Source organism: Bacteriovorax sp. HI3 (genome assembly GCF_059738875.1).
This window is the reverse complement of record NZ_AP026946.1, coordinates 239228-261028: the sequence shown is the minus strand read 5'-3', so window position 1 is coordinate 261028 and position 21801 is coordinate 239228. Positions and strand designations below refer to the sequence as shown.

Annotated in this window: 20 protein-coding genes, 1 tRNA gene and 1 rRNA gene; 5 read left to right on the top strand and 17 right to left on the bottom strand. The window is 42.0% G+C overall.

Features of this window, described 5'->3' with window-relative positions; all coding sequences use genetic code 11:
• Positions 1–67 precede the first annotated feature (67 nt).
• Positions 68–1618 (bottom strand): 16S ribosomal RNA (locus AC6JA8_RS01225).
• Positions 1619–1889: 271 nt separating this feature from the next.
• Positions 1890–1965 (bottom strand) — tRNA-Ala (locus tag AC6JA8_RS01220).
• A gap of 200 nt (positions 1966–2165) precedes the next feature.
• Here AC6JA8_RS01220 and AC6JA8_RS01215 point away from each other — a divergent pair.
• Together AC6JA8_RS01215 and AC6JA8_RS01210 are read left to right on the top strand one after the other, a co-directional pair.
• Entirely contained in the window at positions 2166–2756 is a 591-nt protein-coding gene (locus tag AC6JA8_RS01215; RefSeq protein ID WP_497975402.1) for a peptidylprolyl isomerase, read from the top strand.
• 117 nt (positions 2757–2873) lie between these two features.
• Positions 2874–3641 carry a hypothetical protein gene (locus AC6JA8_RS01210; RefSeq protein ID WP_497975401.1) on the top strand — a complete coding sequence of 256 codons (768 nt, stop codon included), beginning with the start codon at positions 2874–2876 and terminating at the stop codon, positions 3639–3641.
• A gap of 50 nt (positions 3642–3691) precedes the next feature.
• Here the strand turns inward: AC6JA8_RS01210 and ygiD are convergent, their stop codons facing one another.
• Positions 3692–4555 carry a 4,5-DOPA-extradiol-dioxygenase gene (ygiD, locus tag AC6JA8_RS01205; RefSeq protein ID WP_497975400.1) on the bottom strand — a complete coding sequence of 288 codons (864 nt, stop codon included), beginning with the start codon at positions 4553–4555 and terminating at the stop codon, positions 3692–3694.
• A gap of 172 nt (positions 4556–4727) precedes the next feature.
• Between ygiD and AC6JA8_RS01200 the strand changes: the two genes are divergently transcribed.
• The gene (locus AC6JA8_RS01200) at positions 4728–5444 is read left to right on the top strand and encodes a protein-tyrosine phosphatase family protein (protein ID WP_497975399.1); all 717 of its coding nucleotides are present in this window, start codon (positions 4728–4730) and stop codon (positions 5442–5444) included.
• Here AC6JA8_RS01200 and AC6JA8_RS01195 read toward each other — a convergent pair.
• From AC6JA8_RS01195 to cyoE, 8 genes are all read right to left on the bottom strand, one after another.
• Positions 5436–5876 carry a hypothetical protein gene (locus tag AC6JA8_RS01195; RefSeq protein WP_497975398.1) on the bottom strand — a complete coding sequence of 147 codons (441 nt, stop codon included), beginning with the start codon at positions 5874–5876 and terminating at the stop codon, positions 5436–5438. The two genes, AC6JA8_RS01200 and AC6JA8_RS01195, sit on opposite strands and share 9 nt — an antisense overlap.
• 111 nt (positions 5877–5987) lie before the next feature.
• Positions 5988–6278: a cytochrome C oxidase subunit IV family protein gene (locus tag AC6JA8_RS01190; protein WP_158649515.1), complete on the bottom strand. Its 291-nt coding sequence runs from the start codon at positions 6276–6278 to the stop codon at positions 5988–5990.
• An 18-nt stretch (positions 6279–6296) separates the two neighbouring features.
• Positions 6297–7010, bottom strand: a complete 714-nt coding sequence (locus AC6JA8_RS01185) for an SCO family protein (RefSeq protein ID WP_102242036.1) — start codon at positions 7008–7010, stop codon at positions 6297–6299.
• A gap of 3 nt (positions 7011–7013) precedes the next feature.
• Complete coding sequence (locus AC6JA8_RS01180) at positions 7014–7898, bottom strand: c-type cytochrome (RefSeq protein WP_497975397.1); 885 nt, start codon at positions 7896–7898, stop codon at positions 7014–7016.
• An 11-nt stretch (positions 7899–7909) separates the two neighbouring features.
• On the bottom strand, positions 7910–8491 hold the full coding sequence (locus AC6JA8_RS01175) for a cytochrome c oxidase subunit 3 (RefSeq protein WP_102242034.1): 582 nt from the start codon (positions 8489–8491) through the stop codon (positions 7910–7912).
• A gap of 5 nt (positions 8492–8496) precedes the next feature.
• Positions 8497–10224: a cytochrome c oxidase subunit I gene (locus AC6JA8_RS01170; RefSeq protein WP_497975396.1), complete on the bottom strand. Its 1728-nt coding sequence runs from the start codon at positions 10222–10224 to the stop codon at positions 8497–8499.
• Between the two features lie 37 nt (positions 10225–10261).
• The gene (locus AC6JA8_RS01165) at positions 10262–11077 is read right to left on the bottom strand and encodes a cytochrome c oxidase subunit II (protein ID WP_497975395.1); all 816 of its coding nucleotides are present in this window, start codon (positions 11075–11077) and stop codon (positions 10262–10264) included.
• 312 nt (positions 11078–11389) lie between these two features.
• Complete coding sequence (gene cyoE / locus AC6JA8_RS01160) at positions 11390–13216, bottom strand: heme o synthase (RefSeq protein WP_497975394.1); 1827 nt, start codon at positions 13214–13216, stop codon at positions 11390–11392.
• A gap of 125 nt (positions 13217–13341) precedes the next feature.
• On the opposite strand from cyoE, the gene AC6JA8_RS01155 reads away from it, so the two are divergent.
• Positions 13342–14442, top strand: coding sequence for a tryptophan 2,3-dioxygenase family protein (locus AC6JA8_RS01155; RefSeq protein ID WP_497975393.1), 1101 nt, complete (start codon positions 13342–13344; stop codon positions 14440–14442).
• The gene (locus AC6JA8_RS01150) at positions 14435–15592 is read left to right on the top strand and encodes an aminotransferase class V-fold PLP-dependent enzyme (RefSeq protein ID WP_497975392.1); all 1158 of its coding nucleotides are present in this window, start codon (positions 14435–14437) and stop codon (positions 15590–15592) included. Before AC6JA8_RS01155 ends, AC6JA8_RS01150 begins: the two co-directional genes overlap by 8 nt.
• Here the strand turns inward: AC6JA8_RS01150 and AC6JA8_RS01145 are convergent.
• Genes AC6JA8_RS01145 through AC6JA8_RS01120 form a run of 6 tightly spaced genes read right to left on the bottom strand, consistent with a single transcriptional unit; the run spans position 15589 to position 21759 of the window.
• Entirely contained in the window at positions 15589–16116 is a 528-nt protein-coding gene (locus AC6JA8_RS01145; protein WP_491633682.1) for a DUF420 domain-containing protein, read from the bottom strand. The genes AC6JA8_RS01150 and AC6JA8_RS01145 overlap by 4 nt on opposite strands.
• Positions 16117–16121: 5 nt before the next feature.
• Complete coding sequence (locus AC6JA8_RS01140) at positions 16122–16340, bottom strand: hypothetical protein (RefSeq protein ID WP_497975391.1); 219 nt, start codon at positions 16338–16340, stop codon at positions 16122–16124.
• Positions 16341–16346: 6 nt separating this feature from the next.
• Positions 16347–16979, bottom strand: a complete 633-nt coding sequence (locus AC6JA8_RS01135; protein ID WP_497975390.1) for a cytochrome c oxidase subunit 3 — start codon at positions 16977–16979, stop codon at positions 16347–16349.
• 10 nt (positions 16980–16989) lie between these two features.
• Positions 16990–19803 carry a c-type cytochrome gene (locus AC6JA8_RS01130; RefSeq protein WP_497975389.1) on the bottom strand — a complete coding sequence of 938 codons (2814 nt, stop codon included), beginning with the start codon at positions 19801–19803 and terminating at the stop codon, positions 16990–16992.
• 58 nt (positions 19804–19861) lie between these two features.
• The gene (locus AC6JA8_RS01125) at positions 19862–20944 is read right to left on the bottom strand and encodes a cytochrome b family protein (protein WP_491633678.1); all 1083 of its coding nucleotides are present in this window, start codon (positions 20942–20944) and stop codon (positions 19862–19864) included.
• Positions 20945–20976: 32 nt separating this feature from the next.
• Complete coding sequence (locus AC6JA8_RS01120; RefSeq protein WP_497975388.1) at positions 20977–21759, bottom strand: cytochrome b N-terminal domain-containing protein; 783 nt, start codon at positions 21757–21759, stop codon at positions 20977–20979.
• Between the last annotated feature and the right edge of the window lie 42 nt (positions 21760–21801).

The following is a 21801-nucleotide window of genomic DNA, read 5'->3' as shown; positions in this document are numbered from 1 at the left end:
TTCAAAAATAAGAAAGGTCTTCCAAACAATTTGACCGGATAAAGCTCCTATAGAGCTGGATCCTTTAAAAGGAGGTGATCCAGCCGCAGGTTCCCCTACGGCTACCTTGTTACGACTTCACCCCAGTCATCGTTTCGACCGTAGACGCTCCCCTCCTTGCGGTTAGGGCCACGGCTTCAGGTAAAAACAACTCCCATGGTGTGACGGGCGGTGTGTACAAGGCCCGGGAACGTATTCACCGCGGCGTGCTGATCCGCGATTACTAGCGATTCCAACTTCATGGAGTCGAGTTGCAGACTCCAATCCGGACTGAGATCGGTTTTTTGAGATTGGCTCCCCCTCGCGAGTTCGCATCCCTTTGTACCGACCATTGTATTACGTGTGTAGCCCTAGACATAAGGGCCATGAGGACTTGACGTCATCCCCACCTTCCTCCTGGTTAGCCCAGGCAGTCTTTCTAGAGTGCCCAACTTAATGCTGGCAACTAAAAATGGGGGTTGCGCTCGTTGCGAGACTTAACCCAACATCTCACGACACGAGCTGACGACAGCCATGCAGCGCCTGTCACTACATTCCCCGAAGGGCACTCCCTCGTTTAAAAGGGATTCGTAGGATTTCAAGCCTAGGTAAGGTTCTGCGCGTTGCTTCGAATTAAACCACATAATCCACCGCTTGTGCGGGCCCCCGTCAATTCCTTTGAGTTTTAGTCTTGCGACCGTACTTCCCAGGCGGAACACTTAACGCGTTAGCTACGACACTGAAGGGGTCAAATCCTCCAATATCTAGTGTTCATCGTTTACAGCGTGGACTACCAGGGTATCTAATCCTGTTTGATCCCCACGCTTTCGCGCCTCAGCGTCAATACTCGTCCAGGAAGGCGCCTTCGCCTCTGGTGTTCCATCGCATATCTACGGATTTTACCCCTACATGCGATATTCCCCTTCCCCCTCCGAGATTCTAGACCTGTAGTTTCAGACGCAGTTTCGAGGTTGAGCCCCGAGATTTCACATCTGACTTGCAGGTCCGCCTACGCGCGCTTTACGCCCAATAAATCCGAACAACGCTTGCACCCTTCGTATTACCGCGGCTGCTGGCACGAAGTTAGCCGGTGCTTCCTCTATGTGTACCATCAAACAATCGGCCTATTAGACCAACTGCCATTTTTCCACATTAACAGAGCTTTACAGACCGAAGTCCTTCCTCACTCACGCGGCGTTGCTGCGTCAGGGTTTCCCCCATTGCGCAATATTCCCCACTGCTGCCTCCCGTAGGAGTCTGGACCGTGTCTCAGTTCCAGTGTGTCCGATCATCCTCTCAGACCGGATAGACATCGTCGCCTTGGTAGGCCTTTACCCCACCAACTAGCTAATGTCCCGCAGGCCCATCTAATAGCGAATGCATATGCAGAGGCATTCTTTCAAGCACAGTCTTAAAACCGTGCTTCGTATGCGGCATTAGCCAAAATTTCTTCTGGTTATTCCCCTCTAAAAGGCAGGTCACCTACGTGTTACTCACCCGTGCGCCACTTTACTCATCCCGAAGGACTTTCACGTTCGACTTGCATGTGTTAGGCACGCCGCCAGCGTTCGTTCTGAGCCAGGATCAAACTCTCCAAGCTTCAATATAAAATTTGATTTAAATTTAATTTAACAAACTACTATACGGATTGATCTATTCATTAATTACCAGTGACAGGAAATGTACTGGCTCCGACTTTTTATCACTTTCAACTTTATTACAACTTGAGCTTTTAACAGCGTGACTGAATAGTTACGTCAGATATTTTTTGTTTGGGACCTTTCTCATCTTGAATCGAAACCTTTCGGTTTCAAATCTTTTATCTCTATTAGAATTTTAAAGAACTAAGTTACGTTTAGTTTTTGAAAGAATGGTGGACATGACAGGAATCGAACCTGCGACCCTCTGCGTGCAAGGCAGATGCTCTCCCAACTGAGCTACACGCCCAAAAATCTATATATTTCTATAACGATGATTTGTGTTTCGGCAATCAGTCTTAACTTCAAACGTGAAGAGGAATTTAATCAAACGATGATAAAGTGTCAACACAAAATTAAGAAAATATTAATAAATTTTAAAAAAACTTTTTTAAACTCAGATTCTCGGTATAATTTATCTAATAACAATTGCTTAACGTGTGACGGCATATGAAAACTATTAAACTTTTTTTATTCGTAACTTTAATTGCACTCGCTGGCTGCAATAGAAACAGCCATAAAATTGAAGTGATAGCGAATCCTAACGGCGAAGAAATCGATATTGAGAAATTAAAAACAGATATCGGTGGTCTCTCTACTGCTTCTGCTACAATGAAAACTGTCCATGGTGATATCGTTTTCCGCTTCTATACTAAAGCTGCCCCAAGAACATCTGCTAGAGTCATGCAATTAATTCAAAGCAAGTTCTACGATGGTCTTATTATTCATAGAGCGATTCCTAATTTCATTATTCAGACTGGAGATCCTACTGGTACAGGTACGGGAGGAAGCGGGCAAAAGTTAAAAGCTGAATTCAATGAGCTTCAACACATCAAGGGAACTATGGGTATGGCCCATGGAATTGATAATGACTCTGCTGATTCACAATTCTATATAAGCTTAACAACTCTCCCTCACTTAGATGGAAAGAATACTGTCTTCGGTCAGGTAGTAGATGGATTAGACATTCTTCCTAAGCTCTCTAAAGGAGACCGAATCATTTCCATTACTTTGAACCTAAAAGACACTTCAGCTAATTAATCATACTGTTTAAATCTTAGACGGCCCCTTATAGAAAATACTAAGGGGCTACATCCTCGTCTCACCTTCGTTCATAATTCCTACAAACATATAACAAACTTTCCCTGAGGAGATTTTATGAAGAAGGCACTTGTTCTTGGTCTAGCTGTATTAAGTTTTCAAGCATTAGCGGACGTTCGCGTCGGAATTACTATTCCAGGAAAAAATGGTGGGCGTGATGACCTGCCAATGTGTTTAAAAAATCTTGATAATGCCAATAGAAGAATCAATGATCTTCAATCACAACTGATCTCTTGTCAGAATTCATCTAAGCCAGGTGGAGGAAGAGAAGTTGAAGAACTAAGAAGAGAAAACAGAAGACTAAACGATTCAATTGACCGTCTTAATAGCGATAACCGTTCACTTTCAGAATCAATTTCTCGCCTGAACTTTGATAACAATAATCTACTTGATTCAAATAACCGTTTAATCAGAGAGAATATGGATCTTCGTCGTCAGATCGATGATATGCAAGCTCCAAACAGAAGCCTGGGATTCTTTAGCTATGCTGGATGTAAGGACTACGGTGGGAATGTCGAGCTAAAACAAATCCAGAGTGCAGAAGGAAGAGTTCCTCTTGAGGCCGAAACAAATGCAACTCAAAAAGTGTCTTCAACATTCTCATGTCTATATGGAATTAAAGTAGCTAAGACAGAAGAAATTTTAACAACTGAATCGAGAAACTACTGTGTAGCTGCATGTAAAGACTACGGTGGAAATGTTGATGCAAAAACGGTGAAGTCAGGAATGGGAAGAAACCAAACTGAAGCTCAGTACAATGCGATGAAAGAAGTAGCTAGAACAAATAGCTGTCTATACGGAATCAGAATCCAAGCTTGCCAATAATCACAAATAAAAAGGGGCCCGATAAGGGCCCCTTCTAGTCTTAGGAGGACTTAAGCGCCGATTAAAACCGAGCGCATCGAAAGGCTTCCAAGTTCAAAATCTTCATAAGGAAAAATCACTTTTTCATTCGGGTCACTCGCACCTAACACATATAAAAGAGGAAGGTAATGATCAATTGATGGGTGGGCCATCTTCCAAAGTGGATACTTTGAAGGGTCTTCGGCCAAAAGTTGGGTCATATCATTTTTTAAAATAGCGTCTTTAATAATGCCGTCAAACTCACGTGCCCATTCAAAAACAGGTGCTGTTTCACTGCGGCTCAATTGGCGAAGATTATGGACGATGTTTCCACTTCCTATAATGAGTACACCTTCTTCGCGCAGTTTTTTTAATTCCTGAGCAAGTTTATGGTGATCGCGAAGGTTCATAAAATTTTGGTTGAGCGATAGCTGCACCACTGGAATGTCTGCCTTCGGGTACATATGGTGAAGAACACTCCAGCCTCCGTGGTCAAATCCCCAGTCGAGATCGAGCTCGGCCTGATAAAGATGCAGGCTGTTTTTTACTTCACCCGCTAATTCCGGATTTCCAGGTGCCGGGTAGACAATGTCCGAGAGGGCCTTAGGGAAGCCGTAAAAATCGTAAATCATCTTAGGTGTAGGAGAGGCCTGAACCTCTACTCCTTTGGTCATCCAGTGAGCTGAAACCATTAATATTTTTTTAGGGCGAGGAAGTGTTTCACCCAAAGTTCTTAGATGGCAGGTAAAAGCATTGTCTGCCAGCGCATTCATAGGGCTTCCATGTCCGATAAAAAGCACGGGCATTTTTTGAGTGGATTTTGATCCTATATAAGTTGTTGCTGTCATGGCGACCAGTCCTGTTCCGGATAATGTTAAAAAAGTTCTTCTATCCATCCTTCTATTTTAAGCCTCTCTCGTAAATATTCATAATTCAAAGAATTTATCGACTTAATAAGCGAATCGAAAGGTGATCGGGAATGTTTAACAGAGTGAAATATTTATAACCGGCATAGGAAGCCGCTTTGATTCAGGCTATAGTCCGGCCAACTCAAACAGGTCGTAAAATATGAAAGCTTCTATCCTTTCTTTTGTGTTATTGGCTTCAGCTCATTCACAGGCGTTTGCCGGTAGTGCTTCCATCATGCCTTCAACTTTTACCGAGACGGGAATTCCGAACTCTCACCTGGTTTCAGAAAATGTGATCCGCGGGATGGCCCCGAGAAACAAAAAAGAGATGCAAAAACTTTTAGACTTAGGAGTTGAGAAGTTTTTAATGATTAAAATCGACACTAACGGGGATATAGCCCGCGAGATTGAAACTCTCCAATCGCTGGGAGTTTCTGAAAGCGATATGATGCATTTAGATTTTCCATGGAAAGACATCACTGATTACGGCGCTTTTTGTGAAATGACAGTGGATGCTCTCAACATGCTTAAAAATGCTGAAGCTAACAATCAAAAAATTTATTTCCACTGCACTTTGGGAGAAGACCGCACAGGATACCTGGCCGGGCTTTACAAAATTTACCGTGGTGATAATGAATCGAGAAAAGAAATCTTTGAAAACGAGATGTGCGATAAAGGGTATGAGGCTGGGAATCCGACTAAGATTTATTCTGTCGTAAAGAAGGTTCGCGATGGACTGACTCCTGCCTTTATGGGGATGGCAGATCTTATTGAGAAGAATCCTGGAAAAAAACTTTCGAAATCAATGTGCAAAGGCTTAGTGATTCCGAAAGTTAATTTCAAAGAGTACAGCTGTAAAAAATCGAAATTACTTTAAAATCTTTTTGCTTCCTAAGAAGTGAATGTTTCCATTTGCCACTTCCAGGGTGAATTTATCGCCCATTGAGCTTTCATATCCAACAGAGATGTCATCAACCAGCTCGATTCCAAGATCTTCAAGTGTTGTCTGCGCTTCAACCGAACGGTTGCTGTTAATCACAACATTTGATCCCGGAAAAAAAGTAAACGTGCACGATGCTTCGATTTCTGATTTTCCGCAAACAACTTTAATTGTTTTATCCTGAGAGATGGCCTGGAAAGAATTTTTTCCTGCGCCCAATCTTCTGATTAAATTTTGAAGATCTGCTTCTTCGCCTCTTTCGTTAACTAAAACGATAACTTTTTCTGGACGATAGAATACGCCGACTGAATCGCTGGCGGCCATTGCTGTGCCTGTTAGAAGAAGGGCAAAAAGTGAAAGAATTTTCATGTGTGCATCTCCAGATAAAATGATGAATATTTTTTATCTTGGGATGAGTGAAGAGACAAATAAAAACGGGCCCGATAAGGGCCCGTTCTTTATTTAAAAATGTGAAAAAGATTAACGATACATTCCTTCAAGGATTAGGGCCGCAGCGTAAAGAACTGCTGATAGAGGGACAGCTGCAATGACTTTCATCCATGCTGTTTCTTCCTTTAAGTGCATATAGAAGTAAGCAACAACGAAAGCTTTACCGAAAGCTAAACCAACAAGAGCAACAACCTTGTGCCAGTATTCTGTTTTCAGACCTGGAATCATAAGCTCAAGCAGGGTTAAAAAAGTCAGGACAAAAAATATGATGATATATTCTTTCGTGTGGCTTTTGTATTCTTTGTGGTTATGGTCGCCCATGGTTATCTCCTCTCTTTACTAATTTTGTACAGCTGGTTGTGGTTGAGCATGACTGAAACTGTTGTTTACTAGAAGTCCAAGATCGATCATCATTTTATCCATCTCAACTCTTTCAGTTCCGTAATACCCTCTAATCTGTCCTTTATCGTCTACCAGAACTAATTTTTCTGAGTGAGCAATATCGAACAACGTAATTTTTTCTTCTGCTAATTGTTTTTCAATCGGCTCTTTTGATCCCATCGGAACTTTGAAGCCATTGATAACGATTTTTTCCAGGTCGCCTTTTGTTCCTGTTAAGTAGTTCCAGATAAAAGGGTTTGAGTGTCTTTTTCTGGCGTACTTATAAAGAACTTCCGGAGTATCAACTTCTGGATCAACAGTGAAAGTCACAATCGCTGCTTTTGTCCCAAGTCCTCTGATTCTTTTTTGAACCAGGTCCATTTTCGCCATCAGTGCCGGACAAGTTGTCGGGCATGAAGTGAACATAAAGTTAGCGATATAGAATTTTCCCTGAAGCTCTTTTGTTCCAAAAGGTTTTCCGAATTCATTTGTTAGAGTGAATTCTGGAACCTTGTAATAAACAGGCAGCGGTGGTGGAAGTGTACGGTGAAGTGTCCTGTACACTGGATAGCTGAAAGATAGGACCCAAAAAAGCAGCCAGAAAGATTTCTTTCTGACTAGTTTTTGAAACCAGTTATCTTCTCTATAAAATCCAGTCGCTGTTGTTGTCATAAATTAATTCTTAATGTTTTCCAGAAGCTTAGCTCTTGCTGGAGTTCTCTTCATATCCATTAGTGATTTTACATAATGAGCTACGGCCCAGATTTCGTCGTCCTGAAGAACGCCTTTCCAAGAAGCCATTGCTGTTCCGCCGACACCAGAGTTTAGGCGAACGTATAGCTCTTCAACCGTAGTCGCAGAACGAACAGAGTCGTATGTGAAATCAGGTGGCATAGTTGCAACACCGTAGTCAGATGGCTGTAACTTTACGTGGTACATATCTGGGTCAAATTCAGTAACTGGTGCTCCGTTAATTTTTTGAGCGATTTGGCTAAATTCTGCGTGAGAAACGTAAGCTCTATGGCATGTCCAACATTGAGCAACTACGTGGAAAACTTCCTTCCCTCTTTGGATTGCACTTTCTTTATGAGCTTCTCCGTACGGATCTTTACCAGCAACAATCACGTCACCAAGTTTTTTGTCAGCCCCTTCCCACTTTTCTGGTGCGAAAGTTTTGATGTATTGAACGACGTCATGCATTTGCTGTTGAGATAAATCCCATGGAAGCATAGCTGTACCATGTAGACCTCTTTTCAGGATTTCGTAGAAGTCTTCGTCATGTGGAAGTTCCCCAGAGACAACTCTACCGAATTTAAACTGTCCAAGTTTGAAGTTTCTTGGTGGAACAGTTAGCCCTTTTGCAGCTACACCTTTTCCATCTCCGTTTACACCGTGACATGGCATACAGTATTCAGTGTAAAGTGATTTACCGTCATTCAAACTTTTTGCCGGAGCATAAACTCCACCTGCAAAAATTTTGTCTTCTTTGAAGTGTGTTTCACTACATGACACTAATGCCAGAAGTGAGAAGACGGTTAAAGTTAGTTTCAAACCTTTCATAGTATTCCTCATTATAAAACGAAAATAGTCACAAACATTATTATCCAAACGATTCCAAGAAAGTGCCAAAACTTGCCAACATTCGCGACTTTTACAGCCGTCATCGAATCCGCAGTTTTAAGCGCGCTATATAACCACACTAAAAGTCCAAGTCCTGCTACAATATGAGCGGCGTGGATCCATGTGAAAGCGTAAATAATCGAAGCAAAAATTCCAGAAGAAACAAAAATCCCGTGAGACTTAAGTTGGTTCCAGAATAAAAACTGGCTCACCATAAAGGCCACACCAAGAATTAGAGTCCAAGTCAGGCCTCTTTTGTCTGCCATCCCTTTCACTACATTCTTTTCAAAAGACATATAGATGATAGAGCTCAGAACAATAACTAGCGTGCTGATTGTAGGAAGAAGAAGCGAAGGCTTCTCCATTCCGGCCGGTGGCCATACTGGAGCAGTAAAACGGTAAATCGCAAAGCCCATCATCAATGTTAAAAATAACATTCCGAATGACACTAAAGTCACAATCATAGCAATCGTAGAGATAACTTTATCCCCTTCTTTTGCCTGTGCGATATTATGTGCCTGTGCTTGTGCCATCTTTATTATGCTCTTACTAATTCTTCAGTTTGATATTGGAAATCTTTCCCAGATAAATTCGGGTTACCGAATTCATGTGGTCCACACTTCACCACTGGAACTTCTTTGAAGTTATAGTGTGGAGCTGGTGAAGGAATAGTCCATTCAAGTGTTCCAACTTCCCAAGGGTTTTGCGTAGCAATTGGCCCTTTGAACATTGAGTAAACAAAGTTGTATACGAAGAACAACTGAGCAGCACCCATTGTTAAAGCTGAAATTGTAATGAACATGTTCAGCGGGATTAGGTTTTGTAGGAACTCATAGACGAATGGGTTGTAGATACGACGGTGCATACCAGCGTGTCCGATAACCATCATTCCCATGAAGATTCCGTTTAGACCAATCATTGAAATCCAGAAGTGCCACTTCCCTAGTGTTTCGTTCATCATGCGACCGAACATTTTTGGGAACCAGAAATAAGTTGCAGCGAATCCACCAAGAAGAACCGAAGCGGCCATCGTGTAGTGGAAGTGACCAACTACGAAATATGTATCGTGAAGGTAAAGGTCAGTTGAAACAGTTGCCAGGTATAGACCAGTTAATCCACCTAGACCGAATACGAATACTACCCCAAGAGAAAATAGCATTGGAGTTTGGAATCTGATCGCTCCTTTCCAAAGTGTCCCAAGCCAGTTAGCGAAGAAGACAGCAGAAGGAATCGAGATCGTCATTGTTAACATCATGAAAGATTGAGTTAACAGTGGAGACATTTGAGTTGAGTACATGTGGTGACCATAAACCAGAGTCGAAAGAATCGTGATTGATGTCATCGCAAGTGCAGTAGCTTTAGCTCCGAATGCTGGCTTTCTTGCAAAGAATGAAAGAAGGTCAGATACGATACCCCAAGCTGGAAGAATAAGGATGTATACTTCCGGGTGACCGAAGATCCAGAAAACGTGCTGGAATAGTACCGGGTCCCCTGATCCTGAAGTAGCGGCTGCTCCAGCAAGGAAGAAAGTTGTTCCGAATACGCGGTCAAAAGTTAGAAGAAGAAGACCTGCTCCAAGAACTGGAAGGAAGATAGCGTTCAGGATTGCTGTCAGCCAAAGTCCCCAGATCGTAAGTGGCATGTCGAAGTAACCCATTCCCGGTGCTCTTAATGTAATGATAGTCGCGATATAGTTTACCGCACCCATTGTCGAAGAAACCCCTAGAACGAATAAAGATAAACACCAAAGAGTCTGACCAACACCGGCCGAACCAATTAATGTTGAAAGAGTTGGGTAAGAAGTCCATCCACCTGCTGCTCCTCCTAATGGAGTGAAAAGTGAAGCAAGAAGAAGGATTGCTGAAACGAATGCTAACCAGAAAGAAAGCATGTTCAGTGTCGGGAAAACCATATCGCGCGCTCCAATTAAAAGCGGAATACAGTAGTTACCAAAAGCACCAATCAGAATTGGAGTAATGGCAAAGAAGATCATGATTGTTCCGTGAAGCGTGAACAGCATGGCGTATGTATCTGGTGGAACAACTCCTCCCGTGTGTGGGAAAAGGATCTGACCTAGAACTGGAAATGGTTCTCCAGGGAAAGCCAGTGTCCAACGGATAAGAAGTGCCATCATCCCGCCAATTCCAAGGAAAGCAATTCCGTACCACAGGAATTGTTTTGCAATGACTTTGTGGTCAAATGAGAAAACGTACTTCGACAAGAATGTCGTAGGTGCGTCGTGAATTTCTTGTTCAAAAAATGCCATGAGTTTCCTCTCTATCTTTAATAATCAAATTCAATAATTAGTTAGATGCTACCCACTTCCATCCCCAGAAGATGTCAGCGTTGTCTTTTTCAGTTACGTTAAGCGCACGCTCTTGCATCTCACCCATCCAAGTTTTGTATTCTTCTTGAGTGTACACAGTTAGCTTCGCTTGCATTCTGTAGTGGAAAGTCCCGCACATTTCTGCGCAGGCAATATCGTATAGACCTGGCTTTGTTAGTTCATACCAAAGTCTTGAAATTCTTCCTGGCATTGCATCGACTTTTTGACGAGCGTTCGGGAAGTATAATGAGTGGATTACGTCTTTAGATGTAACTTGGAAGATAACTTTTTTTCCAACTGGAAGGCGAAGATCGTTAAGAGTTACAACGTCATCTTCAGTGTTGAAGATTCCATCTTTACCTGGGTAGCGGAAGTTCCATGCCCATTGTTGAGCAAGTACTTCTACGCGGATGATATCTTCTTTTTCATCTGGGTATTTTAAAAATACGTTTACGAAGTCACGGTTAGAGATCGTCGTAATTTGCATATCTACCATGATGAATACTAAGGCACCGATAGCTGCAACGATAGCAATTTGCTTTCTGCTTGTTCCGTGAGTGTAGTGTGCTTTAGGGTGTTTCTTTTTTGAGTAAAGGTATGAGAAACCAAATAGTCCAAGACATACCAACACGAAGAAGAAAAGGATCAACCAAGTCGTCAGCATGAATAAGCTATCGATTAAGTGTCCTGTTGTTGAAATATCAACTGGTGGTTTGATCGCTTCAAAAAAGCTAACATTAGCTTGCGCGCCGGCCACGAAGTATTTCATAAAAAAGTTCAAAAGAAGATTCATATCAGCAATCCTGTCTTGGGAAAGTTAAAGATGCGTTATTATTATCAATTATTGATGTATATCATAATCAAAAATTCTAATTTTAGCCACTAGCTAATCTTATAAAAAGTGGTCCGATGGTGAGCTCTCTAGCCTGCATTTTTTCGGGGTAGCCCGAACTCTTAAAAACACACCGACCTCTTTAGTCGTTCAAGACTAGTAAAAATGCTCCACTGGAGCATTTTTTCAGGGTAGCCCGAACTCTTAAAAACACACCGACCTCTTTAGTCATTCAAGACTAGTAAAAATGCTCCACTGGAGCATTTTTTCGGTCTACTTAAAAAATATGAGCGCCATCAGGAGTAATGGGAGGTAAAACAACGACCCATAAAAGTAATTTCTTGCCCACTCCCTTTCCTTTGCCTGGTCTTGTTTAATGAAGAATCCAAAGGCCGAGTAGACTAAGAAAATCCCACTTAGAACAAATGCTGCTCTGGTATAAATAAAACTTGCATGAGAAAAGATCGACGGCAGAAGCGAAGTCACGAACAAAAAGCCCGTGAAAACGAAAATCCCTACTTTTGTAATAGTGATCCCACGTTTTAAGTTGGGATAAACCTTAATGCTCGCCGCACCATAGTCATCTGCGTGGTAAAGCGAGATGGCTAAGAAGTGTGGAAGTTGCCAAACAAAAAGAATCAAGAAGAGTGTGATGGCCATGATATCAATTTGACCCGTCACAGCAGTCCATCCCATGACAGGTGGAATCGCTCCTGGAATTGCCCCTACATAAACTGCAAGCTCACTCTTTTGTTTCATCGGAGTGTAAGCGTACAGATAAAGAGCTGCGGCAATTAATGCCAGGACCCCGGTTGTCAGGTTGATGAACATGCAAAGGGCCGGAACAGAAATAAGAATCATGACCGCGCCAAAAATCAGCGCCGTTCTTGGATTCATTCTCTGAGCTGGAAGAGGACGATCTTTTGTACGATTCATCTTCGCATCGACTTCGCGCTCGATGTAGCAGTTAAGTGCAGCTGCACCGATAACCACCATGGTAATTAAAAAGAAGGCCAGTAGTGCTTTGAAGAAATTAATTTTGTCCGGAGCGATTAAGGCCCCCACCATCGCCGTCACCATAACGAGTAACGACAGCCTTGGTTTTGTTAAATCAACTACATCAGATAAGAATGAGTGACGATTACCTAAAAAAAAAGAGTCTTCCACATCCTTCATCATTAAATTTAATTTCCATAGGGAAATCAGAGAAAGAGCGGCCCCTGCTAAGTGCAGAGTTGTGGGAAGAACACTCATGTTCAGCCAGATAGTCATGATTCCGATGAACACCTGGAATGAAACAAAAATAAAAGGAAGAATACTTGCTGTTCTTAAAGTCTTATCACCTTTAAAGAAGTGGTAAGTCTTAACAGAGAAGAATGAAACAACTAAGAATACGATCACGCCGTACATACGGTGGATCATGTGCAGTTGAGACGGATGCATTGAAGGCCAGATCTTTAATGACCAGCTAGTCACATCCATGCAAAGGAAAGCACTGTTTGGTCCAAGACCACAGGCAGCCCCTGCTCCGGCGTGTCTCATGAACGCGCCAAGAAGAATTTGAGAATAAAGAAGTGCCAGGGAAAATAAAATCCCATGACGAACAACTGGCTTCCAGTTCTTCTGGAACTTCTCTTTCACAGCGGCCGAAAGTTCGCGGGCCGGATTAACCAGCGTCGCAGCTTTGTGGTGAATGTAAACGATGAAAGAAAAGAAGATCAGTGAAAGACCTAAGTGAGATGTCGACACAATAGTAGGAAGTTTGTAGATAACAGTGATCCCACCAAGAGCTCCCTGAGCGATAACCAGGAAAAGAGCAAGAAGAGAAGCCTTGAATAAGTGCAAGTGAGCTTCTGATTTTTTTCTGTCGTTAAAAGAAAACACCACCATCCCAATTGTCAGTAAACCAACAAAGCTCGCCAGAAGACGGTGGCCGTGTTCGATAAGAATCGCTCCTTCCATGTTTGGAAAAACCTGGTCGTAGCATAATGGCCAATCTGGACAAGCAAGACTTGATTGAGTGTTGTGTACAACTGCTCCCCACATCAGCAGTGCAAATGTGAAGAAGACGTTAGTCAGTGAAAGATTCTTAAGACGCATATCTTTTACTCTGTATTAGGGCTGTAATCGGTGCCCCATTTTATACTAAATCTTTCTTGCAAAGTCATACAGTTCTTGAGGATAATTTCGCTGTAAAAAGGGTCATTTTCGTAAGGAGTAAGCACATGCATAAAAACAAAGGTCCAGTCTATTATGGGGACTATTTACAGCTGCCTAAGCTCCTCGATTCACAACTGCCCCTGAGCCGTAAATATGCCGATAGCACTAACGGCGAATGTCATGATGAAATGCTTTTTATTGTGGTCCACCAAGTCTATGAGCTTTGGTTTAAACAAATTATCCACGACCTGGACTCTGTTCTTTCGGTTTTCAAGAAAACTTACATCCCAGAGGTAGAACTCTCTTCGATTGTTCAAAAGCTTGAACGCATCCAAAAAATCCAGGGACTCCTGATCGGCCAGTTCGATGTCTTAGAAACAATGACCCCAATGGATTTTCTGGAGTTCAGAGACCTACTCATCCCGGCTTCAGGATTTCAAAGTGTGCAGTTTAGAGAAATTGAAATCAAGCTAGGCCTTCATACTAATGATCGTTTAGATGTGGACCGCGAATTTTTCATGGGACGCCTTGATGAAAAAGACAGAGCTCACCTGACGGAAGTTGAAAAATCACCGACGATTTTAAAATGCCTGGAAGGATGGCTTGAGAGAATCCCATATACAAATATGGAAGGATTCAACTTCTGGAGTGAGTATCAAAAATCAATCAATGATATTCTAAAAGATGACCAGGATATTATTGAAACCAACAGCGCTCACCTTTCTGACAGACAAAAACAAATTCAATTAGAAAATTTAAAACTCACTCGCGAAACATTCTCGAGTTTATTTGATGAAACAAAACATAAAGACTTGATTGAAAAGAATCAAAGAAAGCTTTCTCAAAAAGCCATCCTCAATGCTCTTTTTATTCTTCTTTATCGTCATGAATCTATGCTCGCTCTGCCTTTTCAAGTTATCACCGGGCTTATGAATATTGATGAGAACTTCACGACGTGGAGATACCGTCACGCACTTCTTGCTCAAAGAATGTTAGGGACAAAAATTGGAACTGGTGGATCATCAGGGCATCAGTATTTAAAGAGAGCTGCTGACAACAACCGCGTGTTCTTAGACCTATTTAACCTTTCAACATTTTTGATTCCAAACTCGAGACTGCCAAAGCTTCCGGTTGAAGTTAAAAAGAAGATGAGTTTCCATGTATAAAAAATATTATTCACACTTTTTAACGGCCAACCCACATATTCAGCATTACGCCAGCCATAGCCACCACTTCTGGCCGGATGTCACTCGCGAAGCGACGCTGGAGTACTGGGATGATTCAGCAAAGTATGTGGATGATAAATGGGGTCATATTTTTTCAACAAAACTTCCGGCCACTCAAAAGCTGATTGCTGAAATTTTAAATGTTTCTCGTCCAGAGCAGATTGTCTTTGCTCCCAATACACATGAGTTTGTCTACAGGCTCTTTTCTTGTTTTGGCACAGGCAAGACGATTTCTGTTTTAACGACTGATTCTGAGTTTTACAGTTTTGACCGTCAGGTCAATCGCTTAAGTGAAGATAAGATTGTTTCAGTTGAAAAAATGGCCACCCAGCCCTTTGATAATTTTGAAGATCGTTTTATTGAGAAAATAACAACGAATCACTACGACATGATTTTCTTAAGTCACGTCTTTTTTAATTCGGGAATGGTGGTTAAAGATCTTAAAAAAATTGTCGACGCTGTAAAAGAAAAAAATACGATGATTGTCATCGATGGCTACCACGGATTCATGGCCGTGCCGACAGACTTAAGCGCAATCGAAGACCGCATCTTTTATATCGCTGGTTCATATAAATACGCCCAAGGAGGAGAAGGCGCCTGTTTTATGGTAGTGCCTCCTCATGCTGAAAACCTTCGCCCTCTTTATACTGGATGGTTTGCAGGGTTCACCAGTCTGGCCACTGACGGTGGAAACACAGGCTACTCTCGAGACGGTTACCGATTTGCCGGATCGACCATGGACTTCGCTGCCCTTTATCGTCTAAACGCTGTTCTTTCTCTCTTTAAAAAAGAAGGATTAACAGTTGAAAAAATTCATGCTCACGTTCAAAAGCTACAGAAAAACTTCCGCAATCATCTCCTGGAAATTGATCACAATTACTTAGTTGAAAAGAATATTCTCAGTGTTGATTACGATAACCATGGGCACTTTTTAACTTTTGCTATGCCAAGCCCGGAGCATACAAAAAAACTTCATGATGAACTTCGTGCGATCAATGTGTGGACTGACTTCCGCGGAAGCAGACTGCGTTTTGGTTTTGGGATTTATCAAAATGATTGTATCGATCTGAGTGCGCTTAAAAAATCTTAGTTAAACCACTTAAGAATCACGAAAATCAGAACACCTGTTACTGAAACATAAAGCCAGATAGGAAAAGTGTATCTCGCCACTTTCTTATGTTTTTGGAATTTTTTAGTAAAGGCCAGGTATAAAGTCGTCAGGATTAATGGAACCTGCACGATTGAAAGTAGAATGTGAGTGATCAAAATAAAGAAATAAACTGGACGAATCCATCCTTGGGCCAAAAACTTAGTGTCCCCTTGGAAATGGTGATAAGTGACATAACTGACAAGAAAACATGCTGATGTTAAAGTCGCGGCCAACATCAAACGAACATGCAGTTCGCGGTCATTGGTTTTAATCGCGTAATAGCCAGTCACTAAGAAAATAGCAGTCAATGCATTCAAGAAAGCGTTCACGGCCGGAAGTGAACTCACCCATCCGTTGTCACCAACACTTGCACCTGTCTTGAAGTAGATTAACCAAAAAAGAAAACCAATAACAGCGGCACTGAGAAGTCCGATGATTGCAAATACTGTTTTATCAGAGCGCATAGGATTTAGCTTTTAGAGTTAAGATCAGTATTGTTGATGTTTCTGAACTTAATGAAGGTTTTAAACAAGTAGAACATTGGAAAGTAGATAACCAGAATAAAAGCGCCAACAACCCAAAGGTAGTATTTATCATTTGGACTCGACCCCATACACACCGGGCAAGCAAGTGCTTGCCCAGAAGTGATAAGTAATAATGTCGAGACCAATGATAATTTTTTTAACATAAGTTTTTACAGCAGGTAAACGAACGTGAATACAAGGATCCAAACAAGGTCAACAAAGTGCCAGAAAAGACCAGCGATCTCAAGTTGGTTGTAGTCTCCATTGTCGAAATCACCGCGGTAAGCATGAACGAACATAGTGATCAGGTAGATAACCCCTGAAAGAACGTGCAGACCGTGGAATCCAGTAATAGCAAAAAATGTCGAAGAAAATAGTGCATCACCGTGAGCGTAAGAGTTGAAGCTCATCCCCATTGCATGGTGAAGGTGGTGATACTCGTAAGCCTGGATCGAAAGGAAGGCAACCCCACCAAAGATCGTAGCTGCTAACCATCTTAGCATTGCTTGTCTATTTTTCTGCTTACAAGCATCAATCGCAAGAACCATTGATACTGAAGAACAGATTAGAAGGAATGTCATGAAACCTGAAAGCTCAACACCACCAAGGGCTTCAGCTGGGTTTGGCCATGCGCGAGTCCATCTTAGAACTGCATAAGAGATAAGAAACCCTGAAAACGACATACCGTCGGTTGCAAGGAATAACCACATCCCGATTTTCCCTGGGCTTGCTTTCGCAAACTGAGGATCGTGTGGATACTCGTGGTATGGCTGTGGTCCATCATGAGTATGAGAGTGTCCCATGTCTTTACTCCTATTGTCCTAATTCAATAATGTATTTAGTTAAACCGTTAATTTGCTTTTCAGCATCTCCACCAAAGTAACTTGGTTCGATTGGCTCTTTACCATTTTCACCGAAGAAACTTGGCATTGTCGTACCAGGCAGGATTGCTTGTGGGTTTGTAAGCCACTTTTTAATCCATGATGGTCTTAGACGCTTGCTAGCTTTTCTTAAATCTGGAGCCAGTGGAGTTTCTCCATTGAATCCTTGAGTGTGACACTGAACACAGTTTAGAGCTGTAAAAAGTTTCAGTGTTTCTTCACGTTCACCTGGTGCCCACTTCACGAATTCAGCTGGCTCTTCAAACGTTGGTTGATGAGCACCTTGCTGGAATCCTGCGATCAGAGTGTTTTTCTCTGCAGTTGTCAGGTTGAATGTTGGCATTCTTACCGACAGCCATGGTCTGATCTTTTGGATCTCAGGGTTTGTTAAGAAGTGGTAGAACCAGTCAGTCTGGATTCTGTGTCCTTCGTTAACAAGTCTTGGTGGACCTTGGTTGATATCATCAGCGTACATACCAAGAATGTTACCTCTTAGACCGTCGATCTGGTGACAGGCCACACATCCGTACTTGTTCGCTACTTTCATAGCATCGTTATATAGTGTCTCTCCAGCATTCAGTCTCTTCACTCCAGCTAGTGGAAGTGGATCAGAAACTTGTCCAAGAAGAGCAACTGTAATTTTCTTAGCTTCAGCTTCACCCATGTAGAAGTTCGGCATTTTGTTTAAGTCACGGAACACTTTATCGATACCGATATCCCATCTTCTTGGGTTTTGTAAGTGAGCTGTGATCCATGCATCTCTTCTAGGAGCAACATCGTGCTGGATACCAAAACCAAACTGAGTGATTGGTTTTGATCCTTCTTTTGTTAACTCTGGTCCGATAGGAGCATAGTCTTCAAACCCTTCGATGTTGTGACAAGAGAAACATCCGTACTTACCAATTGATCTCTTACCAAGATCAAGAGTCTTTTCACGGTCGCCCATCTTAGCGACTTTTGCTTTTGCATTTTCGATCGTGTCGAATGCAGATAAGTAGTCAGCTAAAAGTTCGTCACGAGCTTTTAAATCAAATGGTGCGAAAGTTAAGCTTTCGAACTGTTTGTTTCTTAGAGAAATCAAGTAAGCTGTGATGTCGTTCGCTTCAGCGTCTGTTAGACGAAGAGACGGCATGATCGAATCTTCTTGATAGTGCCATGGTTTTTTAATCCATGACATGATCCAGTCTGGAGATACTTTTGATCCCAATCCAGATAACCACGGTCCAGCGTAAGCTTTAACCGCTTTTGACTGATCTTCTAATCCATCTACACCGTGACATCCCATACATCCGATGCTTGAGATTAGCTCCTTACCTTTATCGGCGTTTCCACCGCGGTACTTTTCGTTCGGTTCGTATGGCTTAGACTTATCCCAAATGTACTCGGCCATAGCGTTAACTTCAGCAATGTTTAGACGAACAAATTCTGGTTTAGAGTTGTTCGACTGTCTAAAGAACGCCGGCATTTTTGTGTGTTTATTGAAAGCTTTTGGCTCCCAAACCCATGACTTGAACCATTCTTTATCAACTTTTCCAGCGATCTTAAGAAGTGATGGCCCCATCTTTCTCTTGTGTTCCCATCCTGCAATCTTGTGACAAGCATTACATCCGTACTTCTCGATTGCCATACGGCCTTCGTTAAGAACTGTAGCACCTGGGATAAGTTCAACACCTTGGTGACACTTAACACAGCTTGCTTCCGTTTGAGATTTTGTGAACATTGGCTGAGGAACCTTGTGTGGTTCATGCCAGTTGTATTTTTTTACCCAGTCTTTTTCTTGCGCTTCAGAATCAGGCATGTGAGCAGCTGAGTTGAAGTCGTTAACTCTGTGTCCTTCCCCACCGTGACAAGCCGTACATCCAATTTGTTTCATTGGGTGTTTTGATTCTAGACCAACGTATTGATCTAAGTTCGGGTGAGTCTTAAATGGGTTGGCTTCTTTTTCAAATCCAGGTTGGTCAATGAAAGTGTGACAAGTAATACAACGGTCTACTTTCGGAACCTGACGGAAATATCTGTCATCAGTTACGTTGTTAACAACAATCTGGTGAATCTTGATTGTTGGGTCCATGAAATCGATGAACGGCAGGTTTCTTAGAGCGAAAACCGGCGTGATATCTGTCGACTTCTTGGCCATCTTTAATAGCTCTAAAGTGTTAGTGATATCTTTGATTTCTTTTTCAGTTTCTGTGACTTCTTGATTTAAAGTCGCGATTTTAGCGTGAGCTTCTTTTTCCTGGGCCTGGTAAGCTTTCAGGTCATCTCTACCTTTATCAAAATCGGCCTTTAGTTCTTTAAGGTCTTTATAGAACTTGCCAACTTTTTTGAATTCTTCGTGAGCTTCAGCTGTTTCAAAGTTAAAGTTTTTAGCACCAACTTTACCGTTTAAAACCCCGTTAATAATTGTTTGAGCTTTGATTTTTGCAATAATTGCAGCTAGCTCTTTTTCAGCTTTTGCGATCTCTTCTTTTCTGCTGGCAACGATTTCGTTTCCTTTAGCAAGACGAGCATTTAATTCAACAAGCTTCTTATCATCAATGTTTTTAGCTGCTTCTTTAATTTTTGCATCTAAGTGACGTCTTTGAATTTTCATCGCTTCTACTTGATACGCTTTCCACGGTCTCATGTAGTCATCTAAGAAAACCCAGATAGTTGTTACGAAAAATATAAAGGACAAGATCGCCATGATCTTGTGGAGTTTTGGCATGCTGTATGCCATTCCTGGTTCCTTATTATTCTCACTCATTTTCAATAATCCTTAATAATATAAAAATCTTAAAATTAAATTACGGCCATTAAACCTATTACAGGTTGAGCTCCCACTCTGGTAGAGCAACGATATACTTCAAGCTAAATAACCAGCGAAGAACCATCTTAATCGGTAAACTCATCATTACTACAACTAGAGTCATGAAGATGTAGTAACGAATTGATCCCAGGTTTTCGTAAAAGTCGCGTCCAAATTTAGTCGCGCGAGCAAACCAAACAGGGATAACTGTAAGGTATAGAAGAGTAAGAATGATCCCGAAGATTTCTCTGACAACCAGGTTCTTCGGCATTCCGATTCCTAGACCTTTAATCCAGATAAATTCAGAAAGGTTGATGTTGTATTCGGCCACAATTTTGTGGAAGTCCCAGTACTCGAATGGGCCATAGAACGTCCAGTTCGGACCGCGGAAGAATACCCCTACGATGATTAGGTAGATCCAAAGAACTAGCCATCCATATAAGAAAGAAATGATCGCCCATTTTCTTTCCATGAATGTGTAGTATCCGTTCCCTTTCGGGTTTGTATCAATATAAGGAATAGCAATTAGACCAGCTACGATTAGACCAGGTAGAACTACCCCGGCCATCCAAGGGTCAAAGTATACAAGCATTTCTTGAAGACCAAGGAAGTACCATGGAGCTTTCGCCGGGTTTGGTGCCCAAGTCGGGTTAGCAGGTTCTTCAAGTGGAGCTTTAAAGATAATCGCCCAAATAACCAGGAAAGCAGTACACGCGATGATCGCGAATAATTCTGTGTATACAAGGTTAGGCCATGACCAAACTTTTTCTCTGTTTTCAGGAAGAGCTTCAATCGGTCCAAGTCCCTGCTCAATTCTCACATCGTTTTCAGCTGCTTTGTGTAGTGAAAACCACGTCGTGAAAGACACGAGGATTAACAGGATCCCGATAGGAATGTTATCCGGAGTCTTGATGATCAGGAAGAAGTTAGGATCAGCGAAAAACCATGCAACAACAGGAATAGCGATGATCGTTGACCAAATTGCGAATTTCTTCGATCCAACAAAACGATAGTACTTCACCATTAGAAAGAACAATACCGTCGTAATCGGAAACGAGATAATCGGATCGGCTAAGTGGTTAATAAATTCTTTTAACATTTTCTATTTTCCTTAATAGTTTTTTGTATAGCTTAAAGCGGAGCTGAGATCCCACCGTCTTTACGAACTCTCCAGAAGTGAACTGCAATTAAAACCCCAACAACAAGTGGGATGAATACACAGTGAAGAATGTAAAAACGAAGAAGAGCTGGCTCACCTACGAAACGTCCACCAAGTAGCTGGAAACGAACGTCGTTCTTATCAGAAACCATTACGAAGTCACCGATACGAGCTAGCATGGCCCCCGGACCACCGTTCCCCATGAATGGAGTAGCTTTGGCCATGTTCGATCCTACTGTAATCGCCCAAATAGCTAGCTGATCCCATGGAAGAAGGTATCCAGTGAATGAAAGAAGAAGAGTTAAAACTAAAAGGATAACACCAATACCCCAGTTGAATTCACGAGGTGGTTTATATGAACCTGTCATGAATACACGGAACATGTGAATCCACACTGTAATAACCATGGCGTGAGCTCCCCAACGGTGAATCTCTCTCATGATCCCTAAAGGTACGTGCTCTCTTAAAGCGATGATGTCGTTGAATGCGTATTCAGCTGTTGGTCTGTAGTAGAACATTAGAAGAAGACCAGTCACTGTTAATGCAAGGAAGATGAAGAACGTAAGTCCACCCATACACCATGTGTATCCAAGTTGAACCCCTGACTTCTTTAGCTTGATTGGGTGAAGGTGAAGAAACACGTTACCAGCGATAACCGCGGCTCTGTTACGAGCGTTATCTGGTGGACCATGTCTGAAAATTGATTTCCAAACCTGCGTGTCGCGAACTTTTTTTGCTAATCCATTTCCTGCCATTTTAAAAACCTTGTTCGAAATATTTTTTAAGTTTTATTGTTT

Coding starts and splice junctions, on each gene's coding strand:
- AC6JA8_RS01130 (WP_497975389.1), bottom strand. CDS start 19,803: ATGAGTGAGAATAATAAGGAACCAGGAATGGCATACAGCATGCCAAAA.
- AC6JA8_RS01155 (WP_497975393.1), top strand. CDS start 13,342: ATGCATAAAAACAAAGGTCCAGTCTATTATGGGGACTATTTACAGCTG.
- AC6JA8_RS01150 (WP_497975392.1), top strand. CDS start 14,435: ATGTATAAAAAATATTATTCACACTTTTTAACGGCCAACCCACATATT.
- AC6JA8_RS01140 (WP_497975391.1), bottom strand. CDS start 16,340: ATGTTAAAAAAATTATCATTGGTCTCGACATTATTACTTATCACTTCT.
- AC6JA8_RS01125 (WP_491633678.1), bottom strand. CDS start 20,944: ATGTTAAAAGAATTTATTAACCACTTAGCCGATCCGATTATCTCGTTT.
- AC6JA8_RS01190 (WP_158649515.1), bottom strand. CDS start 6,278: ATGGGCGACCATAACCACAAAGAATACAAAAGCCACACGAAAGAATAT.
- AC6JA8_RS01200 (WP_497975399.1), top strand. CDS start 4,728: ATGAAAGCTTCTATCCTTTCTTTTGTGTTATTGGCTTCAGCTCATTCA.
- AC6JA8_RS01165 (WP_497975395.1), bottom strand. CDS start 11,077: ATGAATCTTCTTTTGAACTTTTTTATGAAATACTTCGTGGCCGGCGCG.
- AC6JA8_RS01180 (WP_497975397.1), bottom strand. CDS start 7,898: ATGAAAGGTTTGAAACTAACTTTAACCGTCTTCTCACTTCTGGCATTA.
- AC6JA8_RS01215 (WP_497975402.1), top strand. CDS start 2,166: ATGAAAACTATTAAACTTTTTTTATTCGTAACTTTAATTGCACTCGCT.
- AC6JA8_RS01210 (WP_497975401.1), top strand. CDS start 2,874: ATGAAGAAGGCACTTGTTCTTGGTCTAGCTGTATTAAGTTTTCAAGCA.
- AC6JA8_RS01195 (WP_497975398.1), bottom strand. CDS start 5,876: ATGAAAATTCTTTCACTTTTTGCCCTTCTTCTAACAGGCACAGCAATG.
- AC6JA8_RS01120 (WP_497975388.1), bottom strand. CDS start 21,759: ATGGCAGGAAATGGATTAGCAAAAAAAGTTCGCGACACGCAGGTTTGG.
- AC6JA8_RS01135 (WP_497975390.1), bottom strand. CDS start 16,979: ATGGGACACTCTCATACTCATGATGGACCACAGCCATACCACGAGTAT.
- ygiD (WP_497975400.1), bottom strand. CDS start 4,555: ATGGATAGAAGAACTTTTTTAACATTATCCGGAACAGGACTGGTCGCC.
- AC6JA8_RS01170 (WP_497975396.1), bottom strand. CDS start 10,224: ATGGCATTTTTTGAACAAGAAATTCACGACGCACCTACGACATTCTTG.
- AC6JA8_RS01145 (WP_491633682.1), bottom strand. CDS start 16,116: ATGCGCTCTGATAAAACAGTATTTGCAATCATCGGACTTCTCAGTGCC.
- AC6JA8_RS01185 (WP_102242036.1), bottom strand. CDS start 7,010: ATGACAACAACAGCGACTGGATTTTATAGAGAAGATAACTGGTTTCAA.
- cyoE (WP_497975394.1), bottom strand. CDS start 13,216: ATGCGTCTTAAGAATCTTTCACTGACTAACGTCTTCTTCACATTTGCA.
- AC6JA8_RS01175 (WP_102242034.1), bottom strand. CDS start 8,491: ATGGCACAAGCACAGGCACATAATATCGCACAGGCAAAAGAAGGGGAT.